The 26280-nt window shown below is 76.2% G+C and carries 21 protein-coding genes and 1 pseudogene; 11 read left to right on the forward strand and 11 right to left on the reverse strand.

Going from position 1 to position 26280, the window contains the following annotated elements; all coding sequences use genetic code 11:
- The first annotated feature begins 23 nt into the window (after nt 1–23).
- From D459_RS0110910 to D459_RS37345, 3 genes are all read left to right on the forward strand, one after another.
- Complete coding sequence (locus D459_RS0110910; protein ID WP_017593043.1) at nt 24–461, forward strand: VOC family protein; 438 nt, start codon at nt 24–26, stop codon at nt 459–461.
- A 98-nt stretch (nt 462–559) separates the two neighbouring features.
- On the forward strand, nt 560–1453 hold the full coding sequence (gene mmuM / locus D459_RS0110915; RefSeq protein ID WP_017593044.1) for a homocysteine S-methyltransferase: 894 nt from the start codon (nt 560–562) through the stop codon (nt 1451–1453).
- A gap of 257 nt (nt 1454–1710) precedes the next feature.
- The gene (locus D459_RS37345; protein WP_051065402.1) at nt 1711–3774 is read left to right on the forward strand and encodes a serine/threonine-protein kinase; all 2064 of its coding nucleotides are present in this window, start codon (nt 1711–1713) and stop codon (nt 3772–3774) included.
- A gap of 118 nt (nt 3775–3892) precedes the next feature.
- Here D459_RS37345 and D459_RS0110925 read toward each other — a convergent pair whose 3' ends face one another.
- The 3 genes from D459_RS0110925 to D459_RS0110935 form a co-directional block, all read right to left on the reverse strand.
- The gene (locus D459_RS0110925) at nt 3893–4810 is read right to left on the reverse strand and encodes a LysR family transcriptional regulator (protein WP_017593045.1); all 918 of its coding nucleotides are present in this window, start codon (nt 4808–4810) and stop codon (nt 3893–3895) included.
- A gap of 112 nt (nt 4811–4922) precedes the next feature.
- A complete protein-coding gene (locus D459_RS0110930) occupies nt 4923–5516 on the reverse strand; it encodes a DUF4291 domain-containing protein (RefSeq protein WP_017593046.1) in 594 nt (197 codons plus the stop codon).
- Between the two features lie 141 nt (nt 5517–5657).
- On the reverse strand, nt 5658–6194 hold the full coding sequence (locus tag D459_RS0110935) for a MarR family winged helix-turn-helix transcriptional regulator (protein ID WP_017593047.1): 537 nt from the start codon (nt 6192–6194) through the stop codon (nt 5658–5660).
- A gap of 112 nt (nt 6195–6306) precedes the next feature.
- Between D459_RS0110935 and D459_RS0110940 the strand changes: the two genes are divergently transcribed.
- Complete coding sequence (locus tag D459_RS0110940; protein WP_017593048.1) at nt 6307–8577, forward strand: LLM class flavin-dependent oxidoreductase; 2271 nt, start codon at nt 6307–6309, stop codon at nt 8575–8577.
- Between the two features lie 25 nt (nt 8578–8602).
- On the opposite strand, the gene D459_RS0110945 is transcribed toward D459_RS0110940, so the two are convergent.
- Nucleotides 8603–9034: a hypothetical protein gene (locus D459_RS0110945; RefSeq protein WP_017593049.1), complete on the reverse strand. Its 432-nt coding sequence runs from the start codon at nt 9032–9034 to the stop codon at nt 8603–8605.
- A 399-nt stretch (nt 9035–9433) separates the two neighbouring features.
- Nucleotides 9434–10942: an SIP domain-containing protein gene (locus D459_RS37350; RefSeq protein ID WP_017593050.1), complete on the reverse strand. Its 1509-nt coding sequence runs from the start codon at nt 10940–10942 to the stop codon at nt 9434–9436.
- Between the two features lie 770 nt (nt 10943–11712).
- Here D459_RS37350 and D459_RS0110955 point away from each other — a divergent pair.
- Complete coding sequence (locus D459_RS0110955) at nt 11713–12540, forward strand: nitroreductase/quinone reductase family protein (RefSeq protein WP_017593051.1); 828 nt, start codon at nt 11713–11715, stop codon at nt 12538–12540.
- A 69-nt stretch (nt 12541–12609) separates the two neighbouring features.
- On the opposite strand, the gene D459_RS0110960 is transcribed toward D459_RS0110955, so the two are convergent.
- Nucleotides 12610–13134, reverse strand: coding sequence for a DUF1062 domain-containing protein (locus D459_RS0110960; protein ID WP_017593052.1), 525 nt, complete (start codon nt 13132–13134; stop codon nt 12610–12612).
- Nucleotides 13135–13764: 630 nt separating this feature from the next.
- Here D459_RS0110960 and D459_RS0110965 point away from each other — a divergent pair.
- Nucleotides 13765–14499, forward strand: coding sequence for a PIG-L deacetylase family protein (locus tag D459_RS0110965; RefSeq protein WP_020380126.1), 735 nt, complete (start codon nt 13765–13767; stop codon nt 14497–14499).
- A gap of 51 nt (nt 14500–14550) precedes the next feature.
- Here the strand turns inward: D459_RS0110965 and D459_RS0110970 are convergent, their stop codons facing one another.
- The 3 genes from D459_RS0110970 to D459_RS0110980 all read right to left on the reverse strand — a co-directional run bounded on the left by D459_RS0110970 (nt 14551) and on the right by D459_RS0110980 (nt 18600).
- Nucleotides 14551–15726: an alpha-hydroxy-acid oxidizing protein gene (locus D459_RS0110970; RefSeq protein ID WP_017593054.1), complete on the reverse strand. Its 1176-nt coding sequence runs from the start codon at nt 15724–15726 to the stop codon at nt 14551–14553.
- An 88-nt stretch (nt 15727–15814) separates the two neighbouring features.
- Nucleotides 15815–17143, reverse strand: a complete 1329-nt coding sequence (locus D459_RS0110975) for an MFS transporter (protein WP_017593055.1) — start codon at nt 17141–17143, stop codon at nt 15815–15817.
- Nucleotides 17144–17343: 200 nt separating this feature from the next.
- Entirely contained in the window at nt 17344–18600 is a 1257-nt protein-coding gene (locus D459_RS0110980; RefSeq protein WP_017593056.1) for an AI-2E family transporter, read from the reverse strand.
- A gap of 404 nt (nt 18601–19004) precedes the next feature.
- Between D459_RS0110980 and D459_RS0110985 the strand changes: the two genes are divergently transcribed.
- From D459_RS0110985 to fahA, 5 genes are all read left to right on the forward strand, one after another.
- On the forward strand, nt 19005–19964 hold the full coding sequence (locus tag D459_RS0110985) for an MBL fold metallo-hydrolase (RefSeq protein WP_017593057.1): 960 nt from the start codon (nt 19005–19007) through the stop codon (nt 19962–19964).
- A 23-nt stretch (nt 19965–19987) separates the two neighbouring features.
- Nucleotides 19988–21673 (forward strand): FAD-dependent monooxygenase, encoded by a 1686-nt coding sequence (locus D459_RS0110990; RefSeq protein WP_017593058.1) that lies wholly within the window; start codon nt 19988–19990, stop codon nt 21671–21673.
- Complete coding sequence (locus D459_RS0110995; RefSeq protein WP_017593059.1) at nt 21648–22850, forward strand: homogentisate 1,2-dioxygenase; 1203 nt, start codon at nt 21648–21650, stop codon at nt 22848–22850. The genes D459_RS0110990 and D459_RS0110995 overlap by 26 nt, the downstream gene beginning before the upstream one ends.
- Nucleotides 22847–23728 (forward strand): hypothetical protein, encoded by an 882-nt coding sequence (locus D459_RS0111000; protein ID WP_017593060.1) that lies wholly within the window; start codon nt 22847–22849, stop codon nt 23726–23728. Before D459_RS0110995 ends, D459_RS0111000 begins: the two co-directional genes overlap by 4 nt.
- Nucleotides 23729–23887: 159 nt before the next feature.
- A complete protein-coding gene (gene fahA, locus D459_RS0111005; protein WP_017593061.1) occupies nt 23888–25111 on the forward strand; it encodes a fumarylacetoacetase in 1224 nt (407 codons plus the stop codon).
- Between the two features lie 102 nt (nt 25112–25213).
- Here the strand turns inward: fahA and D459_RS36870 are convergent.
- Both D459_RS36870 and D459_RS0111015 read right to left on the reverse strand, forming a co-directional pair.
- Nucleotides 25214–25564: pseudogene (locus tag D459_RS36870) on the reverse strand (SAM-dependent methyltransferase); the annotation flags it as partial.
- Between the two features lie 204 nt (nt 25565–25768).
- On the reverse strand, nt 25769–26245 hold the full coding sequence (locus D459_RS0111015) for a winged helix-turn-helix transcriptional regulator (RefSeq protein WP_017593063.1): 477 nt from the start codon (nt 26243–26245) through the stop codon (nt 25769–25771).
- Between the last annotated feature and the right edge of the window lie 35 nt (nt 26246–26280).

The following is a 26280-nucleotide window of genomic DNA, read 5'->3' on the forward strand; positions in this document are numbered from 1 at the left end:
CCTTCCGGTCCCATTATCGACCCATGGAACAGCGACTGGATTTCATCACCCTGTCCACTCCGGACCTGGACGCGGTGCGGGCGTTCTACCGCGACGGCCTGGGGTGGGCACCGCTGCTGGACGTCCCCGGGGAGATCGTCTTCTTCCAGGTGGGCCGCGGCCTGGTGGCGGGGTTCTTCGACGCGGAGAAGTTCACCGCGGACATGGAGGGGAGCGGTGCGCCGGTCGGCCCGTCGGGGCTGACCCTGTCGCACAACGTCGCGTCCCCGGCCGAGGTCGACGCGGTGGTCGAGCGGGCGGTGCGGGCGGGGGCACGGCTGGTCAAGGCGCCGAAGAAGGCGGCGTTCGGCGGCTACCACGGCCATTTCGCCGACCCGTGCGGGCTGGTCTGGGAGGTCTGCCACAACCCCGGCTGGAGCGTGGCGGCCGACGGGACGGTGCGCCTGACCGAGGTGGAGTGACCGGGGCGGAGTGACCGGGCTCCGGTGCCCGCCCTCCCCTCCCGGGAGGACGGGCGCCGCGCCCGGCGGGCCCGGCGCCGGAGACCTAGAGTGGGGGCATGGACTCCCTCTTCGGCGATCGCGACGTCCTGGTCATCGACGGCGGGTTGGCGACCCGGCTGGAGCACCACGGGTGCGACCTCTCCGACGAGCTGTGGTCGGCCCGGCTGCTGCGGGACGACCCCGGGCTGATCCGGCGGGTGCACCGGGAGTTCTTCGAGGCCGGGGCCGACATCGCGGTCTCGGCGAGCTACCAGGCCAGTACCGCGGCGTTCGAGCGGCGGGGGGTGCCGCGGGCGGAGGCCGAGGGGCTGCTGCGGCTCTCGGTCCGCCTCGCCGAGCAGGCCCGGGACGAGGCGGGCGGCGGGCTGGTCGCGGCGAGCGTCGGCCCCTACGGGGCGGCGCTGGCCGACGGCTCGGAGTACACCGGCGACTACGGGCTGGGCGCCGGGGAGCTCGCCGACTGGCACCGGGACCGCTGGCACCTGCTCGCCGGCTCCGGCGCCGACCTGCTGGCGTGCGAGACGATCCCCTCCTGCGCGGAGGCGCGGGCGCTGGCCGAGCTGGTGCGCGAGACGCCGGGGGTGCGCGCCTGGGTGAGCTTCTCCGGCCGCGACGCCGGGCACATCAGCGACGGGACGCCGATCGCCGAGGCGGCGGCGGTGTTCGCCGGGCTGCCGCAGGTGGTCGCGGTGGGGGTGAACTGCACGGCGCCCGAGTACGTGCCGGGGCTGGTGCGCGGGGCGGTGCGGGGCAGCGGGCTGCCGGCGGTGGCCTACCCCAACTCCGGGGAGTCCTGGGACGCCGAGCGGCGGGAGTGGAACGGCCGCGGCGCCCCCGAGGAGTTCGGCCCCCGCGCGGAGGAGTGGGTGCGGGCCGGCGCGCGGCTGGTCGGCGGCTGCTGCCGGACCGGCCCCGAGCACATCCGCCGAATCCGCGAACGGATTGCGTGAAACGCAACGGAATGGCCCGGACCGGACGCGCGGCGGTTGTGCCGAGGGTGGCCGCCGGACCGCTCCGGTTTTTCCGGGAATTCCTTTTCTTTCGGCGCTGACCTGCTGGTTTCCCGGCTGTGAGGGGGTTGCGGAACACGCATGAGGCTGCTCGGGCGCCGCTTCGGCCATTAGGGTTGATTTCTGGGACGTGGCCATTGGGCGGTGCCGGCTCCGGCGGCGGGCGGAACCGGGCGCGGCAGCCGATAGGGGAGAGCATGACGAAGGAGCCCAGGCGACTCGGCGAATTCGTCCTCTACCGGGAGCTCGGCCGGGGCGGGTTCGGCACCGTGCACCTGGGCGTCGACCCCCGCGGGCGCCGGGCCGCGGTCAAGGAGCTCCACCCGCACATGGTCGGCGACCCCCGGGCGCGCGAGCTGTTCCGCCGCGAGGTGGTGGCGGCGCAGGGGGTGCGGGGCTTCTGCACCGCGGCGGTGCTGGCGGCCGACCCGGACGCGCCGCGCCCCTGGATCGCCTCGGAGTACGTGGAGGGGCCGACGCTGCGCTCGGCGGTGGAGCGGGAGGGGCCGCGCCGGGGCGCCGACCTGGAGCGGCTGGCGGTGCACACCGCGACCGCGCTGGCCGCGATCCACGCCGCCGGGGTGGTGCACCGGGACTTCAAGCCGGACAACATCATCCTCGGCGAGGACGGGCCGCGGGTGATCGACTTCGGGGTGGCGCGGTTGGCCGAGGTGGGCGCGGCCGGCACCGCCCCGGTGGGCACGGTCGGCTACATGTCCCCCGAGCAGCTGGAGGAGCAGCAGGGCGACCGCCCGGTCACCGGCAAGGCCGACGTCTTCGCGTGGGGCGCGACGATGGTCTTCGCGGGCACCGGGGCGGCGGCGTTCCCCGGCGACAACGAGTACGCCCGGATGCTCCGGGTGCTCAGCGGGGCGCCGGTGCTGGGCGGGCTGAGCGGGGAGCTGCGGGCGCTGGCCGCGGCCTGTCTGGCGAAGGACCCCGATCGGCGGCCGACCGCCCGGGCGCTGGTGGACATGCTGGTGGGGGCGGCCGCGCCGCCGGAGCCCCCGGTGGCGCCGGCGACGGTGCACACGGTGCCGGTGCGCCCGCCCGGCCCGGAGGGGACCGAGCCCGTCTCCACTCGGGCCGCGAAGGTGCCGTTCCAGGCGCCGCCGGACGGCGCGTCGGACGCGCCCGCGCAGCGGGCGCCGGCGCTCCTCGCCGCGGCGGGGCAACGGCTGCTGGACGGCGACGCCGAGGGCGCGGAGGGGCCGCTGCGCTCGGCGATCGCCGCGTTCGCCCGCGGCGGTGACGCGGGCCGGGCCGACTACGGCCGGATCCTCCTGGGCGACCTGCACAACGTGGCCGGACGGCACCCCGAGGCGTGGCGGCACCTGGAGGGGCTGCGCGCCCGGTTCGAGGCGACCGGGCAGCGGCTGCACCTGGCGCGCTGCCTGCGCGGTCTGGCGCTGCTGGACCACGGGACCCTGTGGGGCGAGCCGTCCCGCGGCCACCTGGCGGGGCTGGTGGGGCGGCGCCGGCAGGCGCCGGCGCGCGGGCGCCCGTGGGAGGTGCACGAGCGGGTGGCGCTGGCGGAGCGGTCGCTGGAGCTGTTCGCCGAGGCGGGCCAGGGGCGGGAGTGCGCCCGCACCCGGCTGGTGCTGGGGCAGGTGCTGAGCGAGGCGGGGGAGTCGGAGCGGGCGGTGGACGCCTTCTCCCAGGCGATCGGGGCCTACCAGGGACTGGGCCGGGAGGCCCGGTGGTGGGAGGCGCGGGCGCGGCGGATCGCCGGGCAGACCCGGTTCCACGCGGTGATGGCGGTGAACATGGCGGTGGGCATCCACACCGGCCCGGAGAAGGAGGGCTGGGAGCTGTCGCTGGTGCTGGCCAACGCGCGGCGGGCGGCCAAGCTGAGCGGGCAGGCCGGCGACCAGCGGGGGCGGATCTCGGCGCAGATCCTGCTGGCGCGGGTGGTGTGGGCGTCGCTGGGCCACGCCGACGTGGATGTCGGGCCGGCCCCGGCGTCGGGCACGGTGAGCGGTTCGCCCTCGGGCCCGTCCACGCCGGGGGCGGCGGCCCACTCGGCCTGGTACGACCGGATCACCACCTCCGGGGAGGTCAGCGGCCTGCTGGAGGCGAGCCGGGCGGAGGCCGAGGAGAACGGGCTGCCCGGCCTGGTGGCGGAGGCCGCGCTGTGGCAGGAGCGGTTCTTCGAGAAGAGCCCCGGCCTGTACGCCACGGGGTGGGAGATGAGCAAGCGGTCCCGCCCGGTCCCGTTCCGGGAGAGCGGCCTGGGGCGCGGGGACCGCTGCGCGGTGTGAGCCGGGCCGGTTCAGGGGCCTTCCGGGGTCCTGGCGCGTGCGGGCGGCCCGCCCCGGGCCGGCGGGACCGGCGGCCGCGCCCCGCCTCCGCCAGGGGCCGGGCGGCCGCCCGGGAGCCTCAGCCGAGACCGCCGCGGGACTCGCAGAAGCGGAGGAACTCCCGGGCGCGGTGGTTCAGGCTCATGTGCCGGGGCCACGCCAGCAGCACCGGTTCGGCGCGGATGGGGTCGGCGATCTCCTTGACCACGACCCGCAGGCCCTCGTGGGTGCGGTCGTGGGCGGGCCGCTGGACCAGGATGCCGTAGCCCATGCCGCGGCCGATCAGGGCGCGCGCGGTCTCGTAGGTGGTGGGCCGGTGCCGGACCCGGGGGACGACGCCGAAGCGGTGGAAGAGCGAGAGGGTGTGGTGGGCGCTGGGAGCGGTGTCGAGCAGGACCATGGGCTCCTCGGCCAGGTCGCGCAGGGACACCTCGGGCAGGTCGGCGGCGGGGTGGCCGGCGGGCAGCAGCACGTGCGGCCGCACCGAGAACAGCACGGTGCGCGCCATCTCCGGCATGACGTCCATGTCGTAGACGACGGCGAGGTCCAGTTCGCCGCGGAGCAGCCGGCGCTGCAGAACGTCCTGGGTGTCCTCGGCGAAGTCGACGGTGACCTCGGGGTGCAGGGCGGCGAACCCCTGGAGCAGCGGTGGCAGCACGGCGGGGGCGAGGGTGACGTAGCAGCCCAGGGAGAGCACCCCGGTGAGGGTGCCGGCCCCGCTGGCCTCGGCCTCCAGGTCCTCGGCCTCGCGCAGCAGCCGGCGGGCCCGGACGAGCAGGCTCGACCCCGACGGGGTGAGGGTGATGCCGTGCGCCTTGCGCCGCACGCACAGCTGCACCTTGAGCGCGCGCTCCAGGTCGTTGAGGGCCAGGGAGACGGCGGGCTGGGAGATGCGCAGCCGCGCCGCGGCCTCGCTGAGGGTGCCCGCTTCGGCGATCGCGACGAAGTAGGCGAGCTGCCGGAGCGAGAAGCGCGGCGGCGCCGGGGGTTCGGCCATCCTGCTCACCGGGTCTTTCCGAGTGCTCGGTGCATGCGGGCGGCGGCCGCCGCCCGGGGTCCCCTGAGCCTGCCATGCCGGGCCGGAGGGCGCCGCGCCGGGGCGGCCGCGCTCACCGGCGCAGGTGGTCCAGGAGCCCGTCCGGCTCGGGGTAGGGGGTCTCTTCGGGGAGGAGCCGGCGGGCGGCCTCCAGGTCGCCGTCGCGCACATGCCGGTGGATCTCGCGGGCGAGGGCGGTCGCGTCGGTGATGGAGACCGTCCACTCGTCGGCGTAGCGGCGGGCGGCCTCGCCGGCGAGCCCGAGCTGCAGCGAGCGGTGGGGGAGGGGCCGGAGGAGCAGGTCGCGTTCGGGGTCCCACTGGACGCGGGCCGGGGCCCGGTGCAGTCGCCGCCTCCAGTCGTCCCGGTCGGCGTGCAGCCCGGGCGCGTAGTGGGACAGGCAGGCGCGCTCCAGCGCCCACTCGAAGCCCTCGCGGGTGATCTCGACCGCGAGGACGGTCTCCTGCCTCTCCTTGGTGGTCCACCCGCACCGGTACATCATCCAGAGGAAGGACGGCTTGATCCAGGTCATCCGGTCCCGCTTCCAGGCGGCGGGGAAGGCGCCCTCCCGGGCCGCGGGCAGGCCGATCTCCGGGGCGTAGGCCTGGTAGACGGTGACGGTGGTGTCGGTGCGGCGGGCGCGGATGCGGTGTTCGGGTTCTGTCACGGGGACAGTGTGCGGATTCGGCCCGGCGTGCGCCACCGGATAACCGGCCGCCGCCCGGCGGCGGGGCTCCCTCTCGGGGGTCCTAGGGTCCGCGCCTCGGTCGTTGCCGCAGGCGGGGAGGTCCTCGGTGCTCCTCGGTCCTCAGGGGGCGCCGGGGCCCAGGCCGTCGGCGGCGAGGACGGAGCGGATGGCGGCGCAGGGGTCGATGTGCGGGGAGTCGGCCCGGACGTAGAGGGCGGCGCGGTGGGCCAGGTCGCCCAGGAGGGCCTGCTCGTCGTCGCCGAGGGCGGCCAGGACGGCCTGCTGGGCGCGGGCGACGCGGCGGGCGGCGTCGGAGAGGACCGAGCGGCCGTGCCCGGTGGCCACGATGCGCCGGGCGCGGCGGTCCCCGGGGGCCGGGACGCGCTCGACCAGGCCGGCCGATTCCAGGGTGTCCAGCACGTAGGTCATCACGGTGCGGTCGATGCCCAGGTGCGCGGCGAGCGCGGCCTGGGTGGGCAGGTCGCGCTCGGCGACGGCGGAGAGCACGTGGTAGCCGCGGCTGCCCTCGGGGAGGTCGGACAGGACGAACTCGGCCGCCTCGTGCCAGCGGCGGAGCAGCACGGCCAGCGCCCAGCCGAGGTCTCCCGGGGCGGCGCCGGTCTGCGGGGTGCCGTGCTGGACACCGGTTTCGGCCATAGCGCGATCGTACCGGAATACCCGGACCAGGAAATAGGTTGGCTGGAATATTATCTGCTGAGCAACGCAGTTGCCGGGGACGGCCCCCGGCGGAGCGCGGAAGGGACCCGCCATGCCCGACTACGGCCACGACCTGCTGTTCGGCACGTTCATCACCCCGGACGCCGCCGACCCCGCCGCGACGGTCGCCCGCGCCCAGGCCACCGAGCGGGCCGGACTGGACTTCGCCACCTTCCAGGACCACCCCTACCAGCCGCGCCACCTGGACACCTGGACCCTGCTGAGCTGGGTCGCCGCGAGCACCGAGCGGCTGCGCATCGCCCCCAACGTGCTCAACCTGCCGCTGCGCACGCCCTCGGTCACCGCCCGCGCCGCCGCCTCCCTGGACCTGCTCTCCGGCGGTCGGGTGGAGCTGGCCCTGGGCTCCGGCGCGTTCTGGGACGCCATCGAGGCGATGGGCGGCAGGCGGCTGACCCCCGGCCAGGCCGTCGACGCGCTGGACCAGGCGATCGACGTGATCCGCGCGCTGTGGGACGCCGGAGCCCGGGGCGGCGCCCGGGCCGGCGGCGAGCACCACCGGGTGTCCGGCGCCAAGCGCGGCCCCGCCCCCGCCCACGGCATCGGCCTCTGGGTCGGCGCCTACAAGCCCCGCATGCAGCGGCTCACCGGGCGCAAGGCCGACGGCTGGCTGCCCTCGCTGGGCTACGCCGACCTCGCCGCGCTGGCCGAGGGCAACCGGGTCGTCGACGCCGCCGCCCGGGAGGCCGGCCGCGCCCCCGGCGAGGTCCGCCGGCTGCTCAACCTGACCGGCGCCGAGATCGGCCCGGCCTCGCGCGGCTTCCTGCAGGGCCCGCCCGAGCAGTGGGTGGACGAGCTGCTGCCGCTCGTCACCGAACACGGCTTCTCCGCGTTCTTCCTGGCCACCGACGACCCCGGGCAGATCCGGCGGTACGGCGAGGAGGTCGCCCCGGCGCTGCGCGAGGCCGCCGCCCGGGAGCGCACCGCCCCGGCCCGGCCCGCCGGCGCCCGGCCCGCCCGGGCCCGCGCCGCCCGCCGGGACGGCATCGACTACGACGCGGTGCCGGACTCGCTCGCCCCCGGCGCGGTCGAACCCGGCGACCGGGAGTACGACCGGGTCCGGCACACCTACATGCGCTCCGGCTCGCCCGGCCTGGTGCTGCGCCCCGCCGACGCCGACCAGGCCGCCGAGGCGCTGCGCTACGCCCGCGAGCAGCGGGCCCCGCTCGCCGTGCGCAGCGGCGGGCACGGCATCAGCGGCCGCTCCACCGGCGACGGCGGCGTGCTCCTCGACCTGTCCCGGATGAACCGGGTGGAGCTGCTGGACCGCGGGTCCGGGCTGGTGCGGATCGGCGCCGGCGCCCGGTGGAGCGAGGTCGCCGCGGCGCTCGCCCCGCACGGCCTCGCGATCGGCTCCGGCGACCACGGCGGCGTCGGGGTGGGGGGCCTGGCCATCACCGGCGGCCTCGGCTGGACCGCGCGCCGGCACGGGCTGACCATCGACCACCTGGCGGCGGCCGAGGTGGTGCTGGCCGACGGGACCCGGGTGCGGGCCGACGCCGGCACCGACCCCGACCTGCTGTGGGCGGTGCGCGGCGCGGGCGCCAACATGGGCCTGGTCGCCTCGGTCGAGCTCTACGCCCAGGAGATCGGCGAGGTGGTCTTCGCCGACTTCGCGATGGACGCCGCCGACACCGCCGGCCTGCTGCAGGCCTGGGGGGCGGCGGTGGAGGAGGCGCCGCGCGAGCTCACCTCGTTCCTGCGGCTGCTCCCCGGCCGCCGCGGATCGGGGCCCGTCGCCGGCGTCCAGGCGGTCTACGCCGGCGACGACGTCGAGGCCGCGGGCAAGGCCCTCGCCCCGCTCATGGCCGTCGGCCCGGTCCTGGACCAGCAGGCGGTGCTGGCCCCCTACCGGGCGCTGATGCCCGCCGGGCACGGGCCGCACCGCGGCGCCGCCGAGCCGGTGATGCGCTCGGCCCTGCTGGACCACCTCACCGCGGAGGCGGCCGAAGGGGTCGCCGCGGTCGCCGGGTCGGGGCAGAGCCTGGGCGTGCACATCCGCGCGGTGGGCGGCGCCGTCAACGACGTCGCGCCGGACGCCACCGCCTACCCGCACCGGCACCAGAACTTCTCCCTGGCCGCGATCGGCGCCGGCCCGCGCGTCCCGGCGATGGAGCGGGCCTGGGAGGCGCTGCTCCCGCTCACCGACGGCATGTACCTGAGCTTCGAGACCGGCACCGGCCCCGAGGTGCTGCGCCGGGCCTTCCCCGAGCCGGCCCTGTCCCGGCTGCGCGACCTCAAGCGCCGCTACGACCCGGACCAGGTCTTCTCCACCAACTTCCCGATCCCGCCCGCGGACCGCTAGCGCGCACCCGCCCCGCCCGCCCCCGCTAGATCTCCAGGTCCCGGGCCAGCTCCTCCCAGCGGAGGCCGCGGAGGGCCGGGTCGGCGCGGGCGGCGGAGGGGGCCTCCGGGGCGCCCTGGAACCAGACGACGGTGAGGGAGGAGCGGTACAGCGCCGGGTCGCGGCCGGGCCCGACCGGCGCCGAGCGGAAGGAGCCGGTGCAGGCCACCGCGGGCAGCAGCTCGACCGGGCCGAACCCGCCCGGGCTCTGGTCCGGGTAGGTGCGGGAAGGGGGGACGAGGTGGACCGGTGCGGACGGGAAGGCGTCCTCGGCGGCCCGCAGGAGCCCCCGGATCCGCATCTCGTTGACCGGCCCGCACGGGTAGCCCTCCGGCATGGCGCCGTAGGTCGAGGTGAGCCGCAGCTCGGTGAGCTCGACCGGGCGGCCGGAGGCGAGGGTGAGGCGGGTCGGCGGCATGCCCGCACCCTACGGGGCCGCCCCCTCGGCGCGGGCCCGGTCTCCGGAGGGCCGGGCGGAGCGCCGGTCGGGGCGGGGACGGGCGCCCCGGCGGAGGGAAGGCCGCCGAAAACGCTCACGGTGTGCGACATTCTGTAGACATAAAGCGATATGTGAGTCAGAATCGACAACATCGGTCGTCGAGGCTGAACACTCGTACACCGGATGGAGCCGCCATGAGCCCGACCGTCCACCGCACCCGGTGCCGCGCCGCCGGAGCGGAGGGCGCCCTCCTGACACGGTCCTGATCCCCCGAGGGGCACCCGCGTTCCCGCCGTCGACGGGTGCCCAAGGCGTGGGGCCCGCGCTCCGGCCGGCCGCCGGCCGGAGCGCGGGCGTGTCCGCCCCCGCGCGGGCCCGTCAGAGCCGGCGGGCGGTGGCGAGCCAGGCGGGAAGCGTCCCCAGCCGCTCCGGGGACCCCTCCGGACCGGTCACCCCCTCGTAGCCGGTGCGCTCCAGGCGCTCCAGCTCCCACCCCTCGCCGAACGCCTCCCGGATCGCCTCCGCCCCGACCTGCGGGCCGAAACCGGGGCCCTCGTCGGAGAGGGCGAGCACGTGCACCCGCCCGCCGGGCCGGCAGACCCGGTGCAGCGAGGCGGTGTAGCGGGGCCGCTCCCCGGCGTCGAAGACGTGGAACAGCGCGCTGTCCACGACCGTGTCGTAGTCCCGGCCGGCGGGCAGGTCCAGCGCGTCGGCCTGCTCGAACCGGACCCGCGCGCCCCGGGCGGCGGCCTTGGCCCGCGCCCGCTCCAGCGCGGCCGGGGAGAAGTCGACGCCGACCACGTCGTGGCCGCGCTCCGCCAGGTGCAGGGCGTTCTCCCCGGTGCCGCAGCCGACGTCCAGCACGGCCCCGCGGACCAGCCCGTCCTTCTCCAGCCCGACCACCGCGGGCTGCGGGCGGCCGGTCTCCCAGGGCGCGGCCCCGGAGGAGTAGGCGCCGTCGAAGGCGGCCCGGGCCGGCGAGGGCGCCGGCTCCGCGGCCTCCGCCGAGGCATTCTCCGGTTCGGCCAGGGCGAGCCGCTCCCGCGCCTCGGCCATGTCCTCCTCGGTGGGGGCGTCGTCCTGGGTCAGCCGCCGCCGCCAGTAGCCGGTGAAGTCGATGGAGCGCTTGTCGGCGCCGCGCTCGCCGACCAGGTGGCGGCGGAGCGACCGGACGGCGCCCGCCTCGCCGGCCAGCCAGGCGAAGAGCGGGCCGCCGCCCAGGTCTGCGGCGCGGACCGCGTCCAGCAGGGCCGTGCCCGAACCGGGCCGGACGTGCCGCCCGCGGTGCGCCCAGTGCACCTCGGCCCCCTCGGGGAGGGGCAGGCCGATCTCGTCCTCGGCGTCGGCGACCTCGGCGAACACCGAGGCGCGGGTGCCCGCGGGCAGGTGCTCCAGCACGGTGCCGATCGCCGGCAGCGCGGTGTCGTCCCCGGCCAGCAGGATGCGGGCGCCGGTGCCGAAGGCCCGCTCGATCGCGAGGGGCGCGGCGAACTCGTCCGAGGGGCCGAACATGCCCAGCAGGTCCCCGGGCGCGGCGGTGCGGGCCCAGCGGGTGGCGGGCCCGTCGTCCGGGCCGCCGCCCTCGGCGCCGTGCAGGACGAAGTCGATGTCGGCGGTGCCGGCGGCGGGGTCGTGGGAGCGCAGGGTGTAGCTGCGCATCCACGGCCGCACCTGCTCGGGCAGCGCGGTGAAGGCGGAGTACCAGCCCATCGCGCCGCCCTCGGCGGGGGCCTCGGGCAGCACGGGCCGGTCCTGCCCGGGGCGGGGGAAGAGCAGTTTCACCTGCGAGTCGGGCCGCCGGACGGAGAGGTCGGCCAGGTCGGGGCCGTCGAAGGTGACCCGGACCATGTGCGGGCTCAGGCGCCGGACGGCGGCGGTTCGGAGCATGCGGACGGGAAGCTGACGTGCCACGGCTGTCTCCCGGAGGGGCTCGGAGCGAAGAAGAAGGAAAGGAGGGCGTGCGGACCGGCCTGGCCAGGGCGGGCCCGGAGCCTCTGCCTTCCATTGTTTCATTGAACTGCTATTTGAGACTTTTTCCAGTGCCGTCCGGGTCGCGGGGGATAGGGGCGGGGAAAGTCTCGAACCGCGGTCCCGGGTCGGCGCCGCCCTCCCCGCCGGCCGACCCGGACCGGCCGGCGGGGAGGGCGGCGCGCGGCCGGAGCGGAGGCCGCCGCGCGGCGGGGTGCGGCGCGGGCGCGCCCGGCGGCGGAACCGGATCGGGGGCGGAACCGAATCGGCGGTGCGCGGGAAATCCGCCCCCGACTTGACAGCGGCGAATTGCGGTCCCGATAATCAGATCCGTGTCGTGCTGCCCCGACCGAGTGAACGGCGGGCGCGGCCGGCGCCTTACCTTGGAGATGTGGTCACCGACATGGGCCTCATAAAGAAGATCTGATCGCCGCCGCGCGTGCGCGCTCTGCGCGCCCGGTGCAGGCTCCGCCGCACCGTCCAGCGCGGTGATTCGCGTTTCCGGCCGGGTTCCGGTTCTGCTCCGACCCTGCCGTGCCGCGCTCCGCGGGCGTCCCCGCGCCGCGCCGTCCTTCACCTTTCACCGGCCGCGCCGCCGTTCCCCGTTTCCCTTTCCCGTGGAAAACGGCTGCTCCGTGCTGCGCATTGCGCCGGTTCCCTTGAGCATTCCCGAAAAAGGAGAGACTTTCTTGACCCTGGATTTCAACCGTTCCGTCATCGAGGAATTCCGCGCCAACAACGGGCGCGTGGGCGGCATGTTCGAAGGCGCCCGGCTGCTGCTGCTCACCACCACCGGCGCGCGCAGCGGCCGGCCGCACACCGTCCCGCTGGGCGCCCTGCCGGACGGCGACCGCACCCTGGTCATCGCCTCCGCGATGGGCTCCGACCGGCACCCCGCCTGGTATCGCAACATCCTCGCCGACCCCGAGGTCACCGTCGAGGACGGGCTCTTCGTGCACCGCGCCCGGGCGGCCGTCCTGGAGGGGGAGGAGCGGGACCGGCTCTTCGCCCGCGCGGTCGAGGCCGACCCCGGCTGGGGCGAATACCAGGCGCGCACCTCCCGGGTGCTCCCGGTGGTCGCGCTGACCACCGTCTCGGTGGAGCCGCCGCAGGTGTCCGGCGGCGAGTTCCTCGCCGCGGCGCACGCCGGGATCCGCCGGGAGCTGGAGCTGATCCGCGCCGAGGTGGCCCGGTCCGGCCCGGGCGCCCTCGGCGCGCAGCTGCGCGCCAACTGCCTGGCGCTCTGCCGGGGGGTGCACGCCCACCACACCGGCGAGGACACCATGATGTTCCCGGCGCTGGCCGAGCGCCACCCCGAGATCCGGCCGCAGCTGGACCGGTTCGCCGCCGAGCACGAGAAGGTGGCCGCGATGATCGCCGCCCTGAAGGAGGCCGTCTCCGACCCCGGCGGCGAGGGGGAGGCGGTGCTGGCCGAGGTGGACCGGCTCATCGCCGACCTGGGCGCCCACTTCGACGAGGAGGAGCGGTGGCTCACCGCGCTCCTCGACGGGGCGTGACCTCCCGGCCCCGGCGGCCGGGAGGCCCGCGCCCTCACCGGCCGCCGGAGCCCGGCGGCGGGCCCGCCCCTACAGGTCCGGCTCTGCCAGGACGAACGAGAAGCCCTGCTTCGTCCTGCGCTTCAGCGGGACGTCGGCCTCGACCCGGCGGACCACCTCGCCGCGGCTGATGCCCAGCCCATGGGCGATGAGCCGTTCAGGGCGGACCGGAACGGGGTCGTCGAAGGCGACCGCGATCCGGAGCGGCCCCTGGTCCTCGAGGACGGGAGGCGCATGGAGCTCCCAGCGCCCGTCCCAGTCGAGCTCGAACCGGTTGCGCTGCGCGAACGACGGATCGAGGAGGGTTTCCACGGCGAGCGAAGGCGAATCGTTCCAGTAGCCGTCCAGCAGGTCGGCGGGCAGCGATCGGACCGGGACGCGCCTGTGCACCCGGAGCTTTCCGGTCTGACCGCAGGCGACGCAGTCGACCAGGAGCCAGGCGCTGAAGAGCCTGCCGTCGGAGACGGCGCGGAACCTCCCGTCGCCGATGGTGAGGCGGTCGGACGGGCAGACCGCGCACTCCAGCCCGATCAGGGGCAGGCGGGTCCGCCGCACGGCCCAGGACGGTGCGGTATGAGGAAGTGAAGACATGATCTCTCTGAAAAACCGACGTGGAGCATGGGAAAGAGAGCCGGCGACGGCGTCGCCGGCGGCCGATGCGCGGGAAGCGTCAGGTTCAGAGAGCGGGCGGCATCATGTGCGCGGAGTCCTCACATAGGGGAGGCACCAGGCTAGGCGAGCACTCCGGCGGGGTCCACCCGTTTTCCCGCCCGCCCCAGGCCGTTGATCTCGGCGTTGTCGCTCTCTGAGGCGCCCCGAGGTTTCCGGTGTCCGCCGCAACACCGCACACCAAGAGAAGGGAAGGGGCGACGCCGGCAGCAGCGAGGACAGGGCGGACACCCCACCCGAGCGCGGCGCCCCACGGAGCGGGGGTTCAAGCGGGCGGCGAGGGCAGGGAGGGGACCGGCCAGTCGGTCGGGCGCGGCGCCCCACGGGGTCGGGGTTCAAGCAGGCAGCGAAGGCGGCGGTGGGAGCCGACTGGTCGGTCCGGCGCGGAGCGTGCCGGCGGTGAAATGCGGAATCGCCTCCGGAAACGCCGCGGGAATGGCCGCAAGCGGTCACCGGGCGGCGCCGGGGGAGGTCCCTGGGCCCCCCGTGCGGGCCGGGCGCACTAGAGTTCGGTGCATGGCCGAAGAAAAGGTGTCTCTGCAGCAGCTCGACGAGGACTGGAACCGGGCCCTGGCAGTGGTGGCGCACCCCGACGACCTGGAGTTCGGGACGGCGTCGGCGATCGCGCGGTGGACCGGGCAGGGCAAGGAGGTCACCGAGCTGCTGGTGACCCGGGGCGAGGCCGGGATCGACTCGGTGCACCCCGCCGAGGCCGGTCCGCTGCGCACCGAGGAGCAGCTCGCCGCGGCCCGGGTGGTCGGGGCGAGCGGGGTCGAGTTCCTCGACTTCCCGGACGGCACCCTGGAGTACGGGCTCGACCTGCGCCGCGCGCTGGCCCGGGCGATCCGCGCCCACCGGCCCGACGTCGTCGTCTCCATCAACTTCCGGGAGGCCTTCGACGGCGCGGACTTCTACAACCACGCCGACCACCGGGTGCTCGGCCCGGCGCTGCTGGACGCGGTGCGCGACGCCGCCAACCGGTGGGTCTTCCCGGAGCTGGCGGAGGAGGGGCTGGCCCCGTGGAAGGGGGTCCGGTTCGCCGCCTTCTCCGGTTCCCCGCGCAGCACCCACTACACGCCCTTCACCGAGAAGGAGCTGGAGACCGGCATCGCCTCGCTCGACGCCCACGAGGCGTACATGGGGGCGCTGGAGGGCTTCGACCACCCGGCGCTGCTGCGCGGCAACGCCGAGCGGACCGGCGCGCGGGTCGGCGCGGACTACGCGGTGCCGTTCGAGGTCATCGGGGTCTGACGGGCCTCCGGTGCAGGGCCGGGACGGTCCCGCACCGGCCCCGCACCGCGCTCACGGCACCCGGCGCAGGGCGTCGGGGGTGAGCTCGGCCGGGGTCCGGTAGCCGTCCACCGCCATCAGCAGGTCGGCCTCGGCCAGCAGCGAGCGGACCACGTGCTCCACGCCGTCCGCGCCGCCGACGGCCGCGCCGTAGGCGACCGGGCGGCCCACGCCCACCGCGGTGGCGCCCAGTGCGAGCGCCTTGACCGCGTCGGCGCCGCTGCGCACCCCGGAGTCGAACAGCACCGGGAGCCCTTCGGCGGCCTCGACCACCCCGGGCAGCGCGTCCAGCGCGGGGAGGCCGCCGTCGGCCTGCCGGCCGCCGTGGTTGGAGCAGTACACCCCGTCCACCCCGCCGTCCCGGGCGCGCCGCACGTCATCCGGGTGGCACAGGCCCTTGACGATCAGCGGCAGCGAGGTGAGGGAGCGCAGCCACGGCAGGTCGTCCCAGGTGAGGGGGTTGCCGAAGATCTGCGCCCAGTGCAGTGCCGCCGCCACCGGGTCCTCCTCCGGCGGACGGGCCAGCCGGGACCGGAAGACCGGGTCGGCCAGGTAGTTGGCCAGGACCCCGCCGCGCAGCGGGAGGAGGTTCCCGGTGGCCAGGTCGCGCGGCCGCCAGCCGGTGACCCAGGTATCCAGGGTGACCGTGATCGCCGCGAACCCGGCCTTCTCGGCGCGGTGCACCAGGCTCTCAGCGAGTTCCCGGTCGGTCGGGGTGTACAGCTGGAAGAAGCCGGGGGTGCCGCCGAACTCGGGGACCAGCTCCTCCATCGGGGCGGCGGACAGGGTCGACGCGGTCATCGGGACCCCGGTCCGGGCGGCGGCCCGCGCGGCCGCCAGGTCCCCCTGCCCGTCCTGCGCGCAGACGCCGAGCACGCCGATGGGCGCCAGGAACAGCGGTGAGGGCAGGGCCAGCCCGAACAGCTCCACGGAGAGGTCGCGCTCGGCGGCGCCGACGAACATCCGCGGCATCAGCCCCCACCGCCGGAAGGCGGCGGTGTTGGCGTTCTGGGTGTGCTCCGCACCGGCGCCGCCGGCGACGTAGGCGAACACCGCGGGGTCCATCGAGGCCCGGGCCCGGGCCTCCAGCTCGGTGAAGGCCATCGGGAACCGCGGCGGTCGGCCGCTCATGCCCGCGGCGTAGATCTCGTTCTGGTAGTCGCCGTATCCGCTGGGACCGGGGGCCATGGGCCGCCTTTCCGTCGGGCCCCGGACGGTTCCGGGGCGGTGGTGGAGGCGGGGCCGCGTTCGGCAGGGCGCCGCCCCGCCCCGGAGGTCAGCGGTGCCCGGCGGGGTCGGGGGCGCCCTCGCCGCCGCGGTGGGTCAGGTCCGCTCCGCGCCGGTCGGCGAAGGTCATCGCGGTCGCCCCGCTCACCGCCACCAGCACCGCCAGGTAGGCGGCGACCGCCAGCACGCTGTTGAACTCGTCCTCCAGCCAGACCGAGACGGCGGGCACGAACGCGCCGCCGAGGATGGCGCCCAGGGCGTAGCTGATCGAGGCGCCGCTGAGCCGGATCGAGGCGGGGAAGTGCTCGGCGTACATCGCCGACAGCGCCCCGTAGGACAGCCCCAGCAGCAGCCCGAAGACCACCAGCGCCAGCAGCACGAGCGCGACCTCGCCGGTGCCGATCAGCCAGAACATCGGGAACAGCCAGAGCAGCAGCAGGCCGTAGCCGCCGCCGATCGTCCGGGGCCGGCCCAGCCGGTCCGACAGCACCGCCCCGTACCAGGTGGAGGCGAACCACGCCACCGAGCCCGCCATGAGCATGTTGAGCATCAGCGAGCTGTCCAGGCCGAGCCGGGTCGTCCCGTAGTTGAGCAGGTACCCGCCGACCAGCATGTACCCGGCGCCGTTGTTGCCCACGAAGACCAGCGAGGCCTGCAGCACCTTCACCGGGTGGCGGCGGAACAGGGTGCTCAGCGGCGCGTGCTCGGTGGCCGCCGACTCCTCCATCTCGGAGAAGACCGGGCTCTCCTCCACCCTGCGGCGGATGTAGTGCCCCAGGGCCAGCAGCACGATGCTGAGCAGGAACGGGATCCGCCAGCCCCACTCCAGGTACCGCTCCTCGCCCAGCGGCATGATGACCGCGGCGCTGACCGCCGCGGCGAGCAGCATCCCGGCGGGCACGCCCAGCTGGGGGAAGGACCCGAACCGGCCGCGCCGGTCGGCCGGGGCGTGCTCGACGGCCATCAGCGCCGCCCCCGCCCACTCGCCGCCCGCGGAGAAGCCCTGCACCACCCGGAGCAGCACCAGCAGGACCGGCGCGGCGGCCCCGATCGAGGCGTAGGTGGGCAGCACGCCGATGAGGGTGGTGGCCGCGCCCATCAGCACCAGGGTCAGGACCAGCACCGCCCGGCGGCCGTACCGGTCGCCGAGCCGGCCCATCAGCGCGGCGCCCAGCGGCCGCACCAGGAAGCTGATCCCGATGGTGGCGAACGGGACGAGCTGCTGCAGCGGCCCCTCCAGCGGGGAGAAGAAGAGGCCGCCGAAGACCAGGGCGACGGCGTTGGCGTAGATGAAGAAGTCGTACCACTCGATGGTCGTGCCGACCGTCGTGGCCATGGCGACCCGGCGCTGCTGCCGGGTCATCCGGGGTGCGGCCATGCCTGGCTCCAAGGGGGGTGCGGACCGGGGAGGGGGAGGCGCGGGCCGGCGCCGCGCTCTCCGCAGGAAGTCTGTGGCGCAGGTCTCACCGTGTCAAGATCGCCGCCCCGGCGGCCGCCTTCCCCCTCCCCGGCCCGCACCCGGTGCCGTGCCCGCCCGCCCCCGCCCCGAGGGGGAGGCGGAGCGGGCGCGGGCCGGGGTCAGTCCCGGGCGGCGGGGCCGTCCGCCTCCCCCTCGGCCGGGCCGGAGGCCTTCCCGTTCCGGCCCTTGCCGCCGCCGGCCGCCCGGCCGGCGGGGGAGGAGCCGCGCGCGCCGGCCTTCGCCGGGGCGGCCCCGGTCTTCTCCGCGGCGGGCCTGCCGCCGCCGGAGTCCTCCCCGTCCTGCTCAGCGCGGTGCTCGCCGGCCTGCTCGGCCACGGCGAAGGGGCGGTCCCGCAGCAGCCCGGCGACCACCGCCACCACCGGGGTGGCCAGGAACATGCCGAGGATGCCGCCGACCACGGCGCCCGCGCTGACCGACACCAGCACCACGGCGCCGGGCAGGTCGAGGGCCTTGCCGTAGACGCGCGGCGCGAAGACGTGGCTCTCCAGCTGCTGCACCAGCAGCACCACCCCGATCACGATGAGCGCGGTGACCAGCCCCTCGGTGACCAGGGCGACCAGGACCGCCAGCAGGCCGGTGAGGAAGGCGCCGACGATCGGCACGAACGCGCCGAGGAAGGTCAGCACGATCAGCGGGACCGCCAGGCCGGGCTCGATCAGGAAGAGCAGCGGGACGCCGATGCCGATCGCGTCGATCAGGCCCACCCAGGCCACCCCGCGGATGTAGCGGCCCACCACGCCGTAGGCGGTGTCGGCGGTGGCCCGCATGCCGGCCCGGGAGGAGCCGGGCAGCAGGGTCGAGCACCACTGCATCAGCGTGTCGCCGGAGTGCACGAAGTAGACGGTCAGCACCAGCACCAGGATGATGCCGACCAGCACCTCGGCGGCGGCGGCGCCGGCCGTCCACACCCCGGTGACCAGCTGCTGCCGGTTCTGCTCGATGGCCTGGAGGATCTCCGCGGTTGCCTGGTCGATCGTGTCGTCCAGCAGCACCGGGTCGACGCCCAGGCCGGTGAAGGTGGTGCGGAGCGAGTCCGGGGCCTGCTGGAGGCTCTCCACCAGGCCGGGGAAGCCGGCCACGGCCGGCTGCACGATCAGCGTCATCACCCCGGCCAGCAGGATGAGCGCGCCGAGGAAGGCGACCGCGGTGGACGTGCCCCGGCCCAGGCCCAGCCGGCGCAGCCGGTTGGTCGACGGCATCAGCAGCGCGGTCAGGAAGACCGCCAGGATGATCGGGATGGTCACGACCTTGATGTAGGCCAGCGCCCACAGCAGGATCACGAGGACCGCGCCGATCAGGAGCGTCCGCCAGGCGGCGTCGCTCAGTCGGTGCAGCAGGGTCGAGCGGTCGTTCACGTGCGCCCCCGGTCTTCGGTCCGCCCGCCGCGCGGCCCCGGCGGGCGGGACGGTCTCATCGGTTCTCCAACGCTGTCTCCCCGGCAACGTCCGGCGCGGGCCGCGGGTGCCCGGCGCCCCGGGGACGGTCCGCCCGGCCCGCCCGGCCGCCGGAGGGCCGCTCCGGGGCGGTGCCGCGGGCCGTGCCCCCGATCATCCCGGATTCCGGCGGCCGGCGCGCGGCTCCGGGCGGGGCCGGGTCCCGCCCCGCCTTATAAGTTCCGCAAATGAAGAACCGAGGTTTCTTGTGCTTTACCTATAGGTGTGACCGGTGACACCGTGAGGGCGAAGGCGTGGTCCGGATCACGCCCGCGACCGATCCGCGCCCGGCGAAGCGGCGCGGAGGGAACGGAGGAGTCCCCACCATGGCCAAGCCCTTCGCCTCCTCGGCCGACCTCGCCGAGAAGGAGCAGACGCTCGAGGTCCTGGCCGACGGGGTGTACGCCCTCACCGCCGAGGGCGACCCCAACATCGGCGCCGTCGAGGGCGAGGACTTCCTCGTCTGCTTCGAGGCGCTGGCCACCCCCACCGCCGCCCAGGAGTGGCTCGCCCGGCTGCGCGAGCACACCGACAAGCCGATCCGGTACCTGGTGCTCTCGCACTACCACGCGGTCCGGGTGCTGGGCGCCAGCGCCTTCGGCGCCGAGTCGATCGTCGCGCACGAGAAGACCTACGAGCTCATCGCCGAGCGCGGCGAGCAGGACTGGGCCAGCGAGTTCGGCCGGATGCCGCGGCTGGCCAAGGACGCCGCCTCGGTCCCCGGCCTCACCTGGCCCACCGTCACCTTCGCCGACCGGATGACCATCGACCTCGGCGGCGACCGCGGCGACCTGGTGCTGCAGTACTGCGGCCGCGGCCACACCGAGGGCGACATCGTCGCCTGGCTGCCCGAGCGGCGCATCCTGTTCGCCGGCGACCTGGTCGAGGCCGAGGCCGCGCTCTACACCGGCGACGCCTTCCACCGCGACTGGGCCGGCGCCACCCTGGACCGGGTCGCCGCGCTGGAGGCCGAGACCCTGGTCGGCGGCCGCGGCGCGGTCACCCGCGGACGCGCCGCGGTGGACGCCGCCATCGAGCAGACCCGCGGCTTCCTCCGGGTGATGCTGGAGCAGGTCGGCGGGGTGCACGAGCGCGGCGGCACCCTCAAGGAGGCCTTCGAGGCCGCGCACGCCGCGCTGGCCCCCGACTACGGGCACTGGCCGATCTTCGAGCACTGCCTGCCCTTCGACGTGTCCCGGCTCTGGGACGAGCTCTCCGGCGTCGAGCGGCCGGTCATCTGGACCGCCGAGCGCGACCGCGAGGTCTGGGACCGGCTCCAGGGCTGACCCCGAGGAAGGCTAGGAGTGACATGCCGAACCCACCGCACCCCCCGGGCATGCGCACGCCCGTCCTCGTCCTCGGAGCCGGCCCGGTCGGCCAGACCGCGGCGCTGCTGCTGGCCCGCTGGGGCCTGGAGCCGGTCGTCGTGGACGGCGCCCCCGAGCGCGACCCGGTCGGCTCCAAGGCCATCGTCCAGCAGCGCGACGTGCTCGACGTGTGGCACACCGCCGGCGCAGGGGCCGTCGCCGAAGAGGGCCTGACCTGGGACACCGCCCGCACCTTCTACCGCGACCGGGAGCTGTTCGCCACCCGGCTCAACGACCGCGGCGCCAGCCCGCTGCCGCCGTTCGTCAACATCTCCCAGGCCCGCACCGAGGAGATCCTGGACGCCCGGCTGGCCGAGGAGGGCGTCCGGGTCCGGTGGGGCCACCGCCTCACCGGGATCGAGCAGGACCCCGGCGGCGTCACCGCGGTCTGCGAGACCCCGCGCGGCGAGGTCCGGCTGCGCGGCGGCTACGCGCTGGCCTGCCTGGGCGCCCGCGGGAGCGCGGTGCGCGACGCGCTCGGCGTGGAGCTGCACGGCAGCAGCTACGACGACCGCTTCCTGATCTGCGACATCCGCGCCGACCTGCCCGGCTGGGAGCGCGAGCGGCGGTTCTACTTCGACCCGGTGTGGAACCCCGGCCGGCAGGTGCTCATCCACCCCTGCCCCGGGTCGGTGTTCCGCATCGACTGGCAGGTCCCGCCCGGGTTCGACCTGGAGGCCGAGGAGGCCGGCGGCGGCCTGGACCGCCGGATCCGGCAGATCATCGGCGACCGCCCCTACGAGGTGGTGTGGCGCTCGGTCTACCGGTTCCACACCCGGGTGGCCGACCGGATGCGCGTCGGCAGGGTGCTGCTCGCCGGGGACTGCGCCCACCTGGTCGCCCCGTTCGGGGCGCGCGGCCTCAACTCCGGGGTGCAGGACGCCGAGAACGCGGCGTGGAAGATCGCCTTCGCCGCCGCCGGGTGGGGCCCCGAGGAGGCCCTGCTGGAGAGCTACCACGCCGAGCGCGCCGCCGCGGCCGGGGAGAACGCCGAGATCACCTCCGCCACCATGCGGTTCCTGGTGCCGCCCGGCCCGCAGGAGGCCGAGCACCGCGCCGCGGTGCTGGAACGCGCCCTGCACGACCCGGCCGCCTACCCCGAGGTCGACTCCGGCCGGCTCGCCGAACCGTTCTGGTACACCGAATCCCCGCTGACCACCCCCCACCCGCGCCGGGTGTTCGGCGGGCGGCCGCCGCGCGGCGAGGCGCCCGACCCCTGCCCCGGGGTGCTGGTGCCCGACGCGCCGGTGCGGGTGCCGGACCGGGCGGACCCGGTCCGGCTGCGCACCCTGGCCCGCGCCGGGCTGACCTTCCTGGTCGCCGAGCCCGGCGACCCCGGCGCGGTGCGCGCCGCCGCGGCCTCGGCCACCCGGGCGCCGGTGGCCGTGCTCCCGCTCGGCGCCGCCGACGCCGGCGGCGTACTGGCCCGGGCCCTGGCCCCCGAACCGGGCGAGGCGTGGCTGCTCCGCCCGGACGCGCACATCGCCGCCGTCGTCGACGCGGCCGACCCCGCCGCGGTGGCCGCCGCGGTCCGCACCGCGCTGGGCGCGCACCCGGCGCCCGGCGTCCCCCGGCAGAGCACCCCCCGAGAGGAGAACACCGATGGCGTACTACCGGCGGCTGGGTGAGGTCCCGCGCACCCGGCACACCCAGCACCCCAACCCCGACGGCGGGCTGTACTACGAGGAGCTGATGGGGGAGGAGGGCTTCTCCTCCGACTCCTCGCTGCTGTACCACCGCAACATCCCCTCGGCGATCACGGACGCCCGGGAGTGGGAGGTCCCCGACCAGCGGCGCACCCGCAACGCCCCGCTCGCGCCGCGCCACCTCAAACTGCACGCCCTGTTCGGCGACGAGTGGAAGGACACCGACGCCGTCACCGGCCGCCGCCTGGTGCTCGGCAACGACGACGTGCGGATCTCCTACGTCGCCGCGGGCGCCGCCTCCGAGCTGTACCGCAACTCCATCGGCGACGAGTGCGTCTACATCGAGTCCGGCGGCGGCCGGGTGCAGACGGTCTTCGGCGAGCTGGAGGTCGGCGCGGGCGACTACGTGATCCTGCCGCGCGCCACCACCCACCGCTGGGTCCCCGAGGGCGACGAGCCGCTGCGCGCCTACGCCATCGAGGCCAACGGCCACATCGCGCCGCCCAAGCGCTACCTGTCCCGCTACGGCCAGCTGCTGGAGCACGCCCCCTACTGCGAGCGGGACCTGCGCGGCCCCGCCGAGCCGCTGCTGATGCAGGGCACCGGCGTCGACGTGCTGATCAAGCACCGCGGCGACGGCCCCGGCGGGATCTCCGGCACCCGCTACACCTACCCCGAGCACCCCTTCGACGTGGTGGGCTGGGACGGCTGCCTCTACCCCTACGCCTTCAACATCGCCGACTTCCAGCCGATCACCGGCCGGGTGCACCAGCCGCCGCCGGTGCACCAGGTCTTCGAGGGGCACAACTTCGTGGTCTGCAACTTCGTGCCGCGCAAGGTGGACTACCACCCGCTGTCCATCCCGGTGCCCTACTACCACTCCAACGTCGACTCCGACGAGGTGATGTTCTACTGCGGCGGCGACTACGAGGCGCGCAAGGGCTCCGGCATCGGGCAGGGCTCGGTCTCGCTGCACCCCGGCGGCCACTCGCACGGCCCGCAGCCCGGCGCCTACGAGCGCAGCGTCGGCGTGCAGGCCTTCGACGAGCTGGCCGTCATGGTGGACACCTTCCGCCCGCTGGAGCTGGGCGAGGGCGGCACCGCCTCGGAGGACCCCGGCTACGCCTGGACCTGGGCGGGCGGAGGGCCGGCCCGATGAGCGCGCCCGCGCTCTTCGCCGGCCTGCTGGACGACGCCGCCCTGTTCCCGCCGGGGGAGGCGCCGATGGCGCGCGCGGTGCCCGCGCACCGCGCGCACCTGGCCGGGCCGCACGCCGGCCACCTCGGCGTCTTCGTGGTGGCCGCCTCCCGGCTGGACGAGCTGGAGCGGGTGCTGGCCGCCGAGGACGGCGGCGGCGCCCCGCTGGAGCTGGGCGTCACCGTCCCGGACGGCCCCGCCGCGCTGGAGGCGGCGCTGGAGCGGGCCGGCCGGATCGAGGGCGCCCGGGTCGCCGCGGTGGAGCTGGCGGCCGGGCCCGGCGCCGACCCGCGGGCGGCGGTCGTCCGGGCCGCGGCCGCGCTCGCCCGCGCCCTGCCGGCGGGGGTCGCCGGCTACGTCGAGGTGCCGCGCGGCACCGACCCGCGCCCGCTGCTGGAGGCCGTCGCCGAGCAGGGCCGGCGCGCCAAGTTCCGCACCGGCGGCACCACCTCCGGGGCCTTCCCGGACGAGGCGGAGCTGGCCGCCGCGGTGCACGCGGCGGTCGCCGGCGGCACGCCGTTCAAGTGCACCGCCGGGCTGCACAACGCGGTCCGCCGTACCGACCCGGGGACCGGGTTCGAGCACCACGGCTTCCTCAACGTGCTGGCCGCGACCGGCGCGGCGCTGCGCGGCGCCTCGGCGCCCGAGCTGGCCGGGGTGCTCGCCGAGCGGGACGGCGCCGTGCTGGCCGCGGCGGCCCGCGCGGAGGAGGCCCGGGCCGCGGCGATCCGCACCGCCTTCACCGGCTTCGGCACCTGCAGCGTCACCGAACCCCTCGCCGACCTGGCCGCCCTGGGCCTGCTCCCGCCCCCCGCCCCGCCCGGAGAGGCCCCCGGCTGACCCGCACCCGGCGCGGCGCCGGCCCCGCCGGCGGGCGGCGGGGCCGGCGGCCCGCCCGGTTCGGCGCGGGGCCGGGCGGCGGTACCGTCCGGCACCGCCGCGGATCCCGACCGAGTACCGACCACCCCTGAGAACGATCCACGACCCGGAGGACACCACGTGCCCGACACCTGGCTCGACATCGCACCGGACGCCCGCTTCGGCCCGTCCTGCCTGCCCTACGGGGTGTTCAGCACCCCCGACCGGTCCGAGCGGCGGGTCGGGGTGGCGATCGGCGGCCACGTCCTGGACCTGGGCGCCGCCGCCCGCGCGCTCGGCGCGCCGTTCGCCGGCGCGGTCTCCGGGGCGTCGCTCGACCCGCTCCTGGCCGCCGGCCGGCCGGTCTGGGAGCAGGTGCGCGCCGCCGTGCAGGAGTGGCTGGCCGACCCGGCCCGGGAGGGCGACATCCGCCCGCACCTGGCCGACCGCGCCGGGGTGATGCTGCACCTGCCCTTCACCGTCGGCGACTACGTCGACTTCTACTCCTCGGAGCACCACGCGTCCAACGTCGGCCGGATCTTCCGCCCCGAGCAGGAGCCGCTCACCCCCAACTGGAAGCACCTGCCGATCGGCTACCACGGGCGGGCCGGCACGGTGGTGCCCTCGGGCACGCCCGTGGTGCGCCCGGTCGGCCAGCGCAAGCGGCCCTCCGACGCGGCGCCGCTCTTCGGCCCGTCGGCGCGGCTGGACATCGAGGCCGAGGTCGGCTTCGTGGTGGGCGCCCCCAGCGCGCAGGGCGAGCGGGTGCCGGTCGCCTCCTTCGCCGACCACGTCTTCGGGGCGTTCCTGGTCAACGACTGGTCCGCCCGGGACCTGCAGGCCTGGGAGTACGTCCCGCTCGGCCCGTTCCTGGGCAAGTCCTTCGCCACCTCGGTGTCGCCCTGGGTGGTGCCGCTGCAGGCGCTGCAGGCCGCCCGGACCGCGCCCCCGGCGCGCGACCCCGAGCCGCTGGAGTACCTGCGCGACGCCGAGGGCGACCCGTGGGGCCTGGACATCTCGCTGGAGGTCCGGCTCAACGGCCACCTGCTGTCCCGGCCGCCGTTCTCCGGGATGTACTGGACCCCGGCCCAGCAGCTGGCGCACATGACGGTCAACGGGGCCTCGCTGCGCACCGGCGACTTCTACGCTTCGGGCACCGTCAGCGGCCCCGGGAGGGAGCAGTGCGGGTCGCTGCTGGAGCTGTCCTGGGGCGGCAAGGAGCCGGTCCGGCTGCCCGACGGGACGGAGCGGACCTTCCTGGAGGACGGCGACACCGTCGCCATCACCGCGACCGCGCCCGGCCCGGACGGCGCCGTGATCGACTTCGGCGAGGTCTCGGGCACGGTGGTCCCGGCCCGCGGCTGACCTGCGGCCGGCTCGAGGCCCCGGGCCCGGCGGACGGAGCCGGACCCGGGGCCGCCCGGGGCGGGGTCAGGGCTTGCGCCCCACCCCGCCGAAGTCGTCCACCGGGGCGCGCAGGTCGGCGTGGAGGTGGTCGGCGGCGCCCGCGTCCGAGCCGGTGAGCAGGGCGCGGGCGTGCGCCAGGAACATCAGGTCGTTGTCGGCGCAGACCACCCGGGCCTCCGGTGCGACCGCCTGCGCCACCTCGTGGGTGTCGCCGTGCGCCGGCGGCCCGGTGCCGAGGTCCGGGAACCGCCGGATCCCCGCCTCGGCCGCCGGGTGGATCACCGTCCGGCGCAGGAACGCCCGCTGCGCGCGGGCCACCGCGGCGATCCCGGGGAACGCCGCCCTGATCTGCTCGCCGACCTCCCGGTCGGCCGGGTAGCGGTCCTTGCCGCCCAGCCAGTGGTTCCAGATCCGGGCGGAGTGCGCGGTGCGGGCGTCGACCCCGGCGGGGGCTCCGCACCGGTGCCTCCGGGGGCGGGGGCGTCGTCCATGGGGCCTTCTGCGTCGCGGTCGGCTGCGGGGCCCATTCGACCAGCCCGGCCCCGACGGAGCGAGGGCCCGGCCCCGGCCGCTACCGGACAGCGCCGCCGGGGCGCGCCGCGGGCCGTCCGGGCGTCAGTCCGCGCCGTCGCCGCGGTGGTCGCCGCCGCCGTCGCGGGCGCGGTCGTAGGCGTCGCGGGCGGCGACGACCTCGTCCATCCGGCCCTCCAGGAAGTCCACCAGGCCCAGCAGGTGGCGCGCGGTCTCCCGGCCGAGGGGGGTCAGGGAGTACTCGACGTGCGGCGGGATCGGGCGGAGCACCCGGCGGTCGACGAAGCCGTCGCGCTCCAGCGTCTGCAGCGTCTGGGAGAGCATCTTCTCGCTGACGCCGTCCACCCGGCGGCGGAGTGCGCCGAAGCGGGCGCCGCCCTCGCCCTCGGTGAGCGCGCTCAGGACGAGCACCGCCCACTTGGCGGTGGCGTGCTCCAGCGCGGACCGGGACGGGCAGCGCTTCTGGAACACGTCGAAGGCGACGTCCTCGAAGTGCCCGGCCTGCTCGCCGGCGGCCTCGGCGGGGGAGGCGTCCTCGGATGCGGGAGGGGTGGTGCTCACGGTCTGAACCCTACCGCCCGCCGGTCCGGCCCCGG

Source organism: Nocardiopsis potens DSM 45234, from assembly GCF_000341105.1.
Lineage (GTDB): Bacteria > Actinomycetota > Actinomycetes > Streptosporangiales > Streptosporangiaceae > Nocardiopsis_A > Nocardiopsis_A potens.

What these genes read in the sequence shown, in the direction of transcription:
- D459_RS0110910 (WP_017593043.1), top strand. Translation starts at nt 24, where the DNA reads ATGGAACAGCGACTGGATTTCATCACCCTGTCCACTCCGGACCTGGAC.
- mmuM (WP_017593044.1), top strand. Translation starts at nt 560, where the DNA reads ATGGACTCCCTCTTCGGCGATCGCGACGTCCTGGTCATCGACGGCGGG.
- D459_RS37345 (WP_051065402.1), top strand. Translation starts at nt 1,711, where the DNA reads ATGACGAAGGAGCCCAGGCGACTCGGCGAATTCGTCCTCTACCGGGAG.
- D459_RS0110925 (WP_017593045.1), bottom strand. Translation starts at nt 4,810, where the DNA reads ATGGCCGAACCCCCGGCGCCGCCGCGCTTCTCGCTCCGGCAGCTCGCC.
- D459_RS0110935 (WP_017593047.1), bottom strand. Translation starts at nt 6,194, where the DNA reads ATGGCCGAAACCGGTGTCCAGCACGGCACCCCGCAGACCGGCGCCGCC.
- D459_RS0110940 (WP_017593048.1), top strand. Translation starts at nt 6,307, where the DNA reads ATGCCCGACTACGGCCACGACCTGCTGTTCGGCACGTTCATCACCCCG.
- D459_RS0110945 (WP_017593049.1), bottom strand. Translation starts at nt 9,034, where the DNA reads ATGCCGCCGACCCGCCTCACCCTCGCCTCCGGCCGCCCGGTCGAGCTC.
- D459_RS37350 (WP_017593050.1), bottom strand. Translation starts at nt 10,942, where the DNA reads ATGCTCCGAACCGCCGCCGTCCGGCGCCTGAGCCCGCACATGGTCCGG.
- D459_RS0110965 (WP_020380126.1), top strand. Translation starts at nt 13,765, where the DNA reads ATGGCCGAAGAAAAGGTGTCTCTGCAGCAGCTCGACGAGGACTGGAAC.
- D459_RS0110970 (WP_017593054.1), bottom strand. Translation starts at nt 15,726, where the DNA reads ATGGCCCCCGGTCCCAGCGGATACGGCGACTACCAGAACGAGATCTAC.
- D459_RS0110975 (WP_017593055.1), bottom strand. Translation starts at nt 17,143, where the DNA reads ATGGCCGCACCCCGGATGACCCGGCAGCAGCGCCGGGTCGCCATGGCC.
- D459_RS0110985 (WP_017593057.1), top strand. Translation starts at nt 19,005, where the DNA reads ATGGCCAAGCCCTTCGCCTCCTCGGCCGACCTCGCCGAGAAGGAGCAG.
- D459_RS0110990 (WP_017593058.1), top strand. Translation starts at nt 19,988, where the DNA reads ATGCCGAACCCACCGCACCCCCCGGGCATGCGCACGCCCGTCCTCGTC.
- D459_RS0110995 (WP_017593059.1), top strand. Translation starts at nt 21,648, where the DNA reads ATGGCGTACTACCGGCGGCTGGGTGAGGTCCCGCGCACCCGGCACACC.
- D459_RS0111000 (WP_017593060.1), top strand. Translation starts at nt 22,847, where the DNA reads ATGAGCGCGCCCGCGCTCTTCGCCGGCCTGCTGGACGACGCCGCCCTG.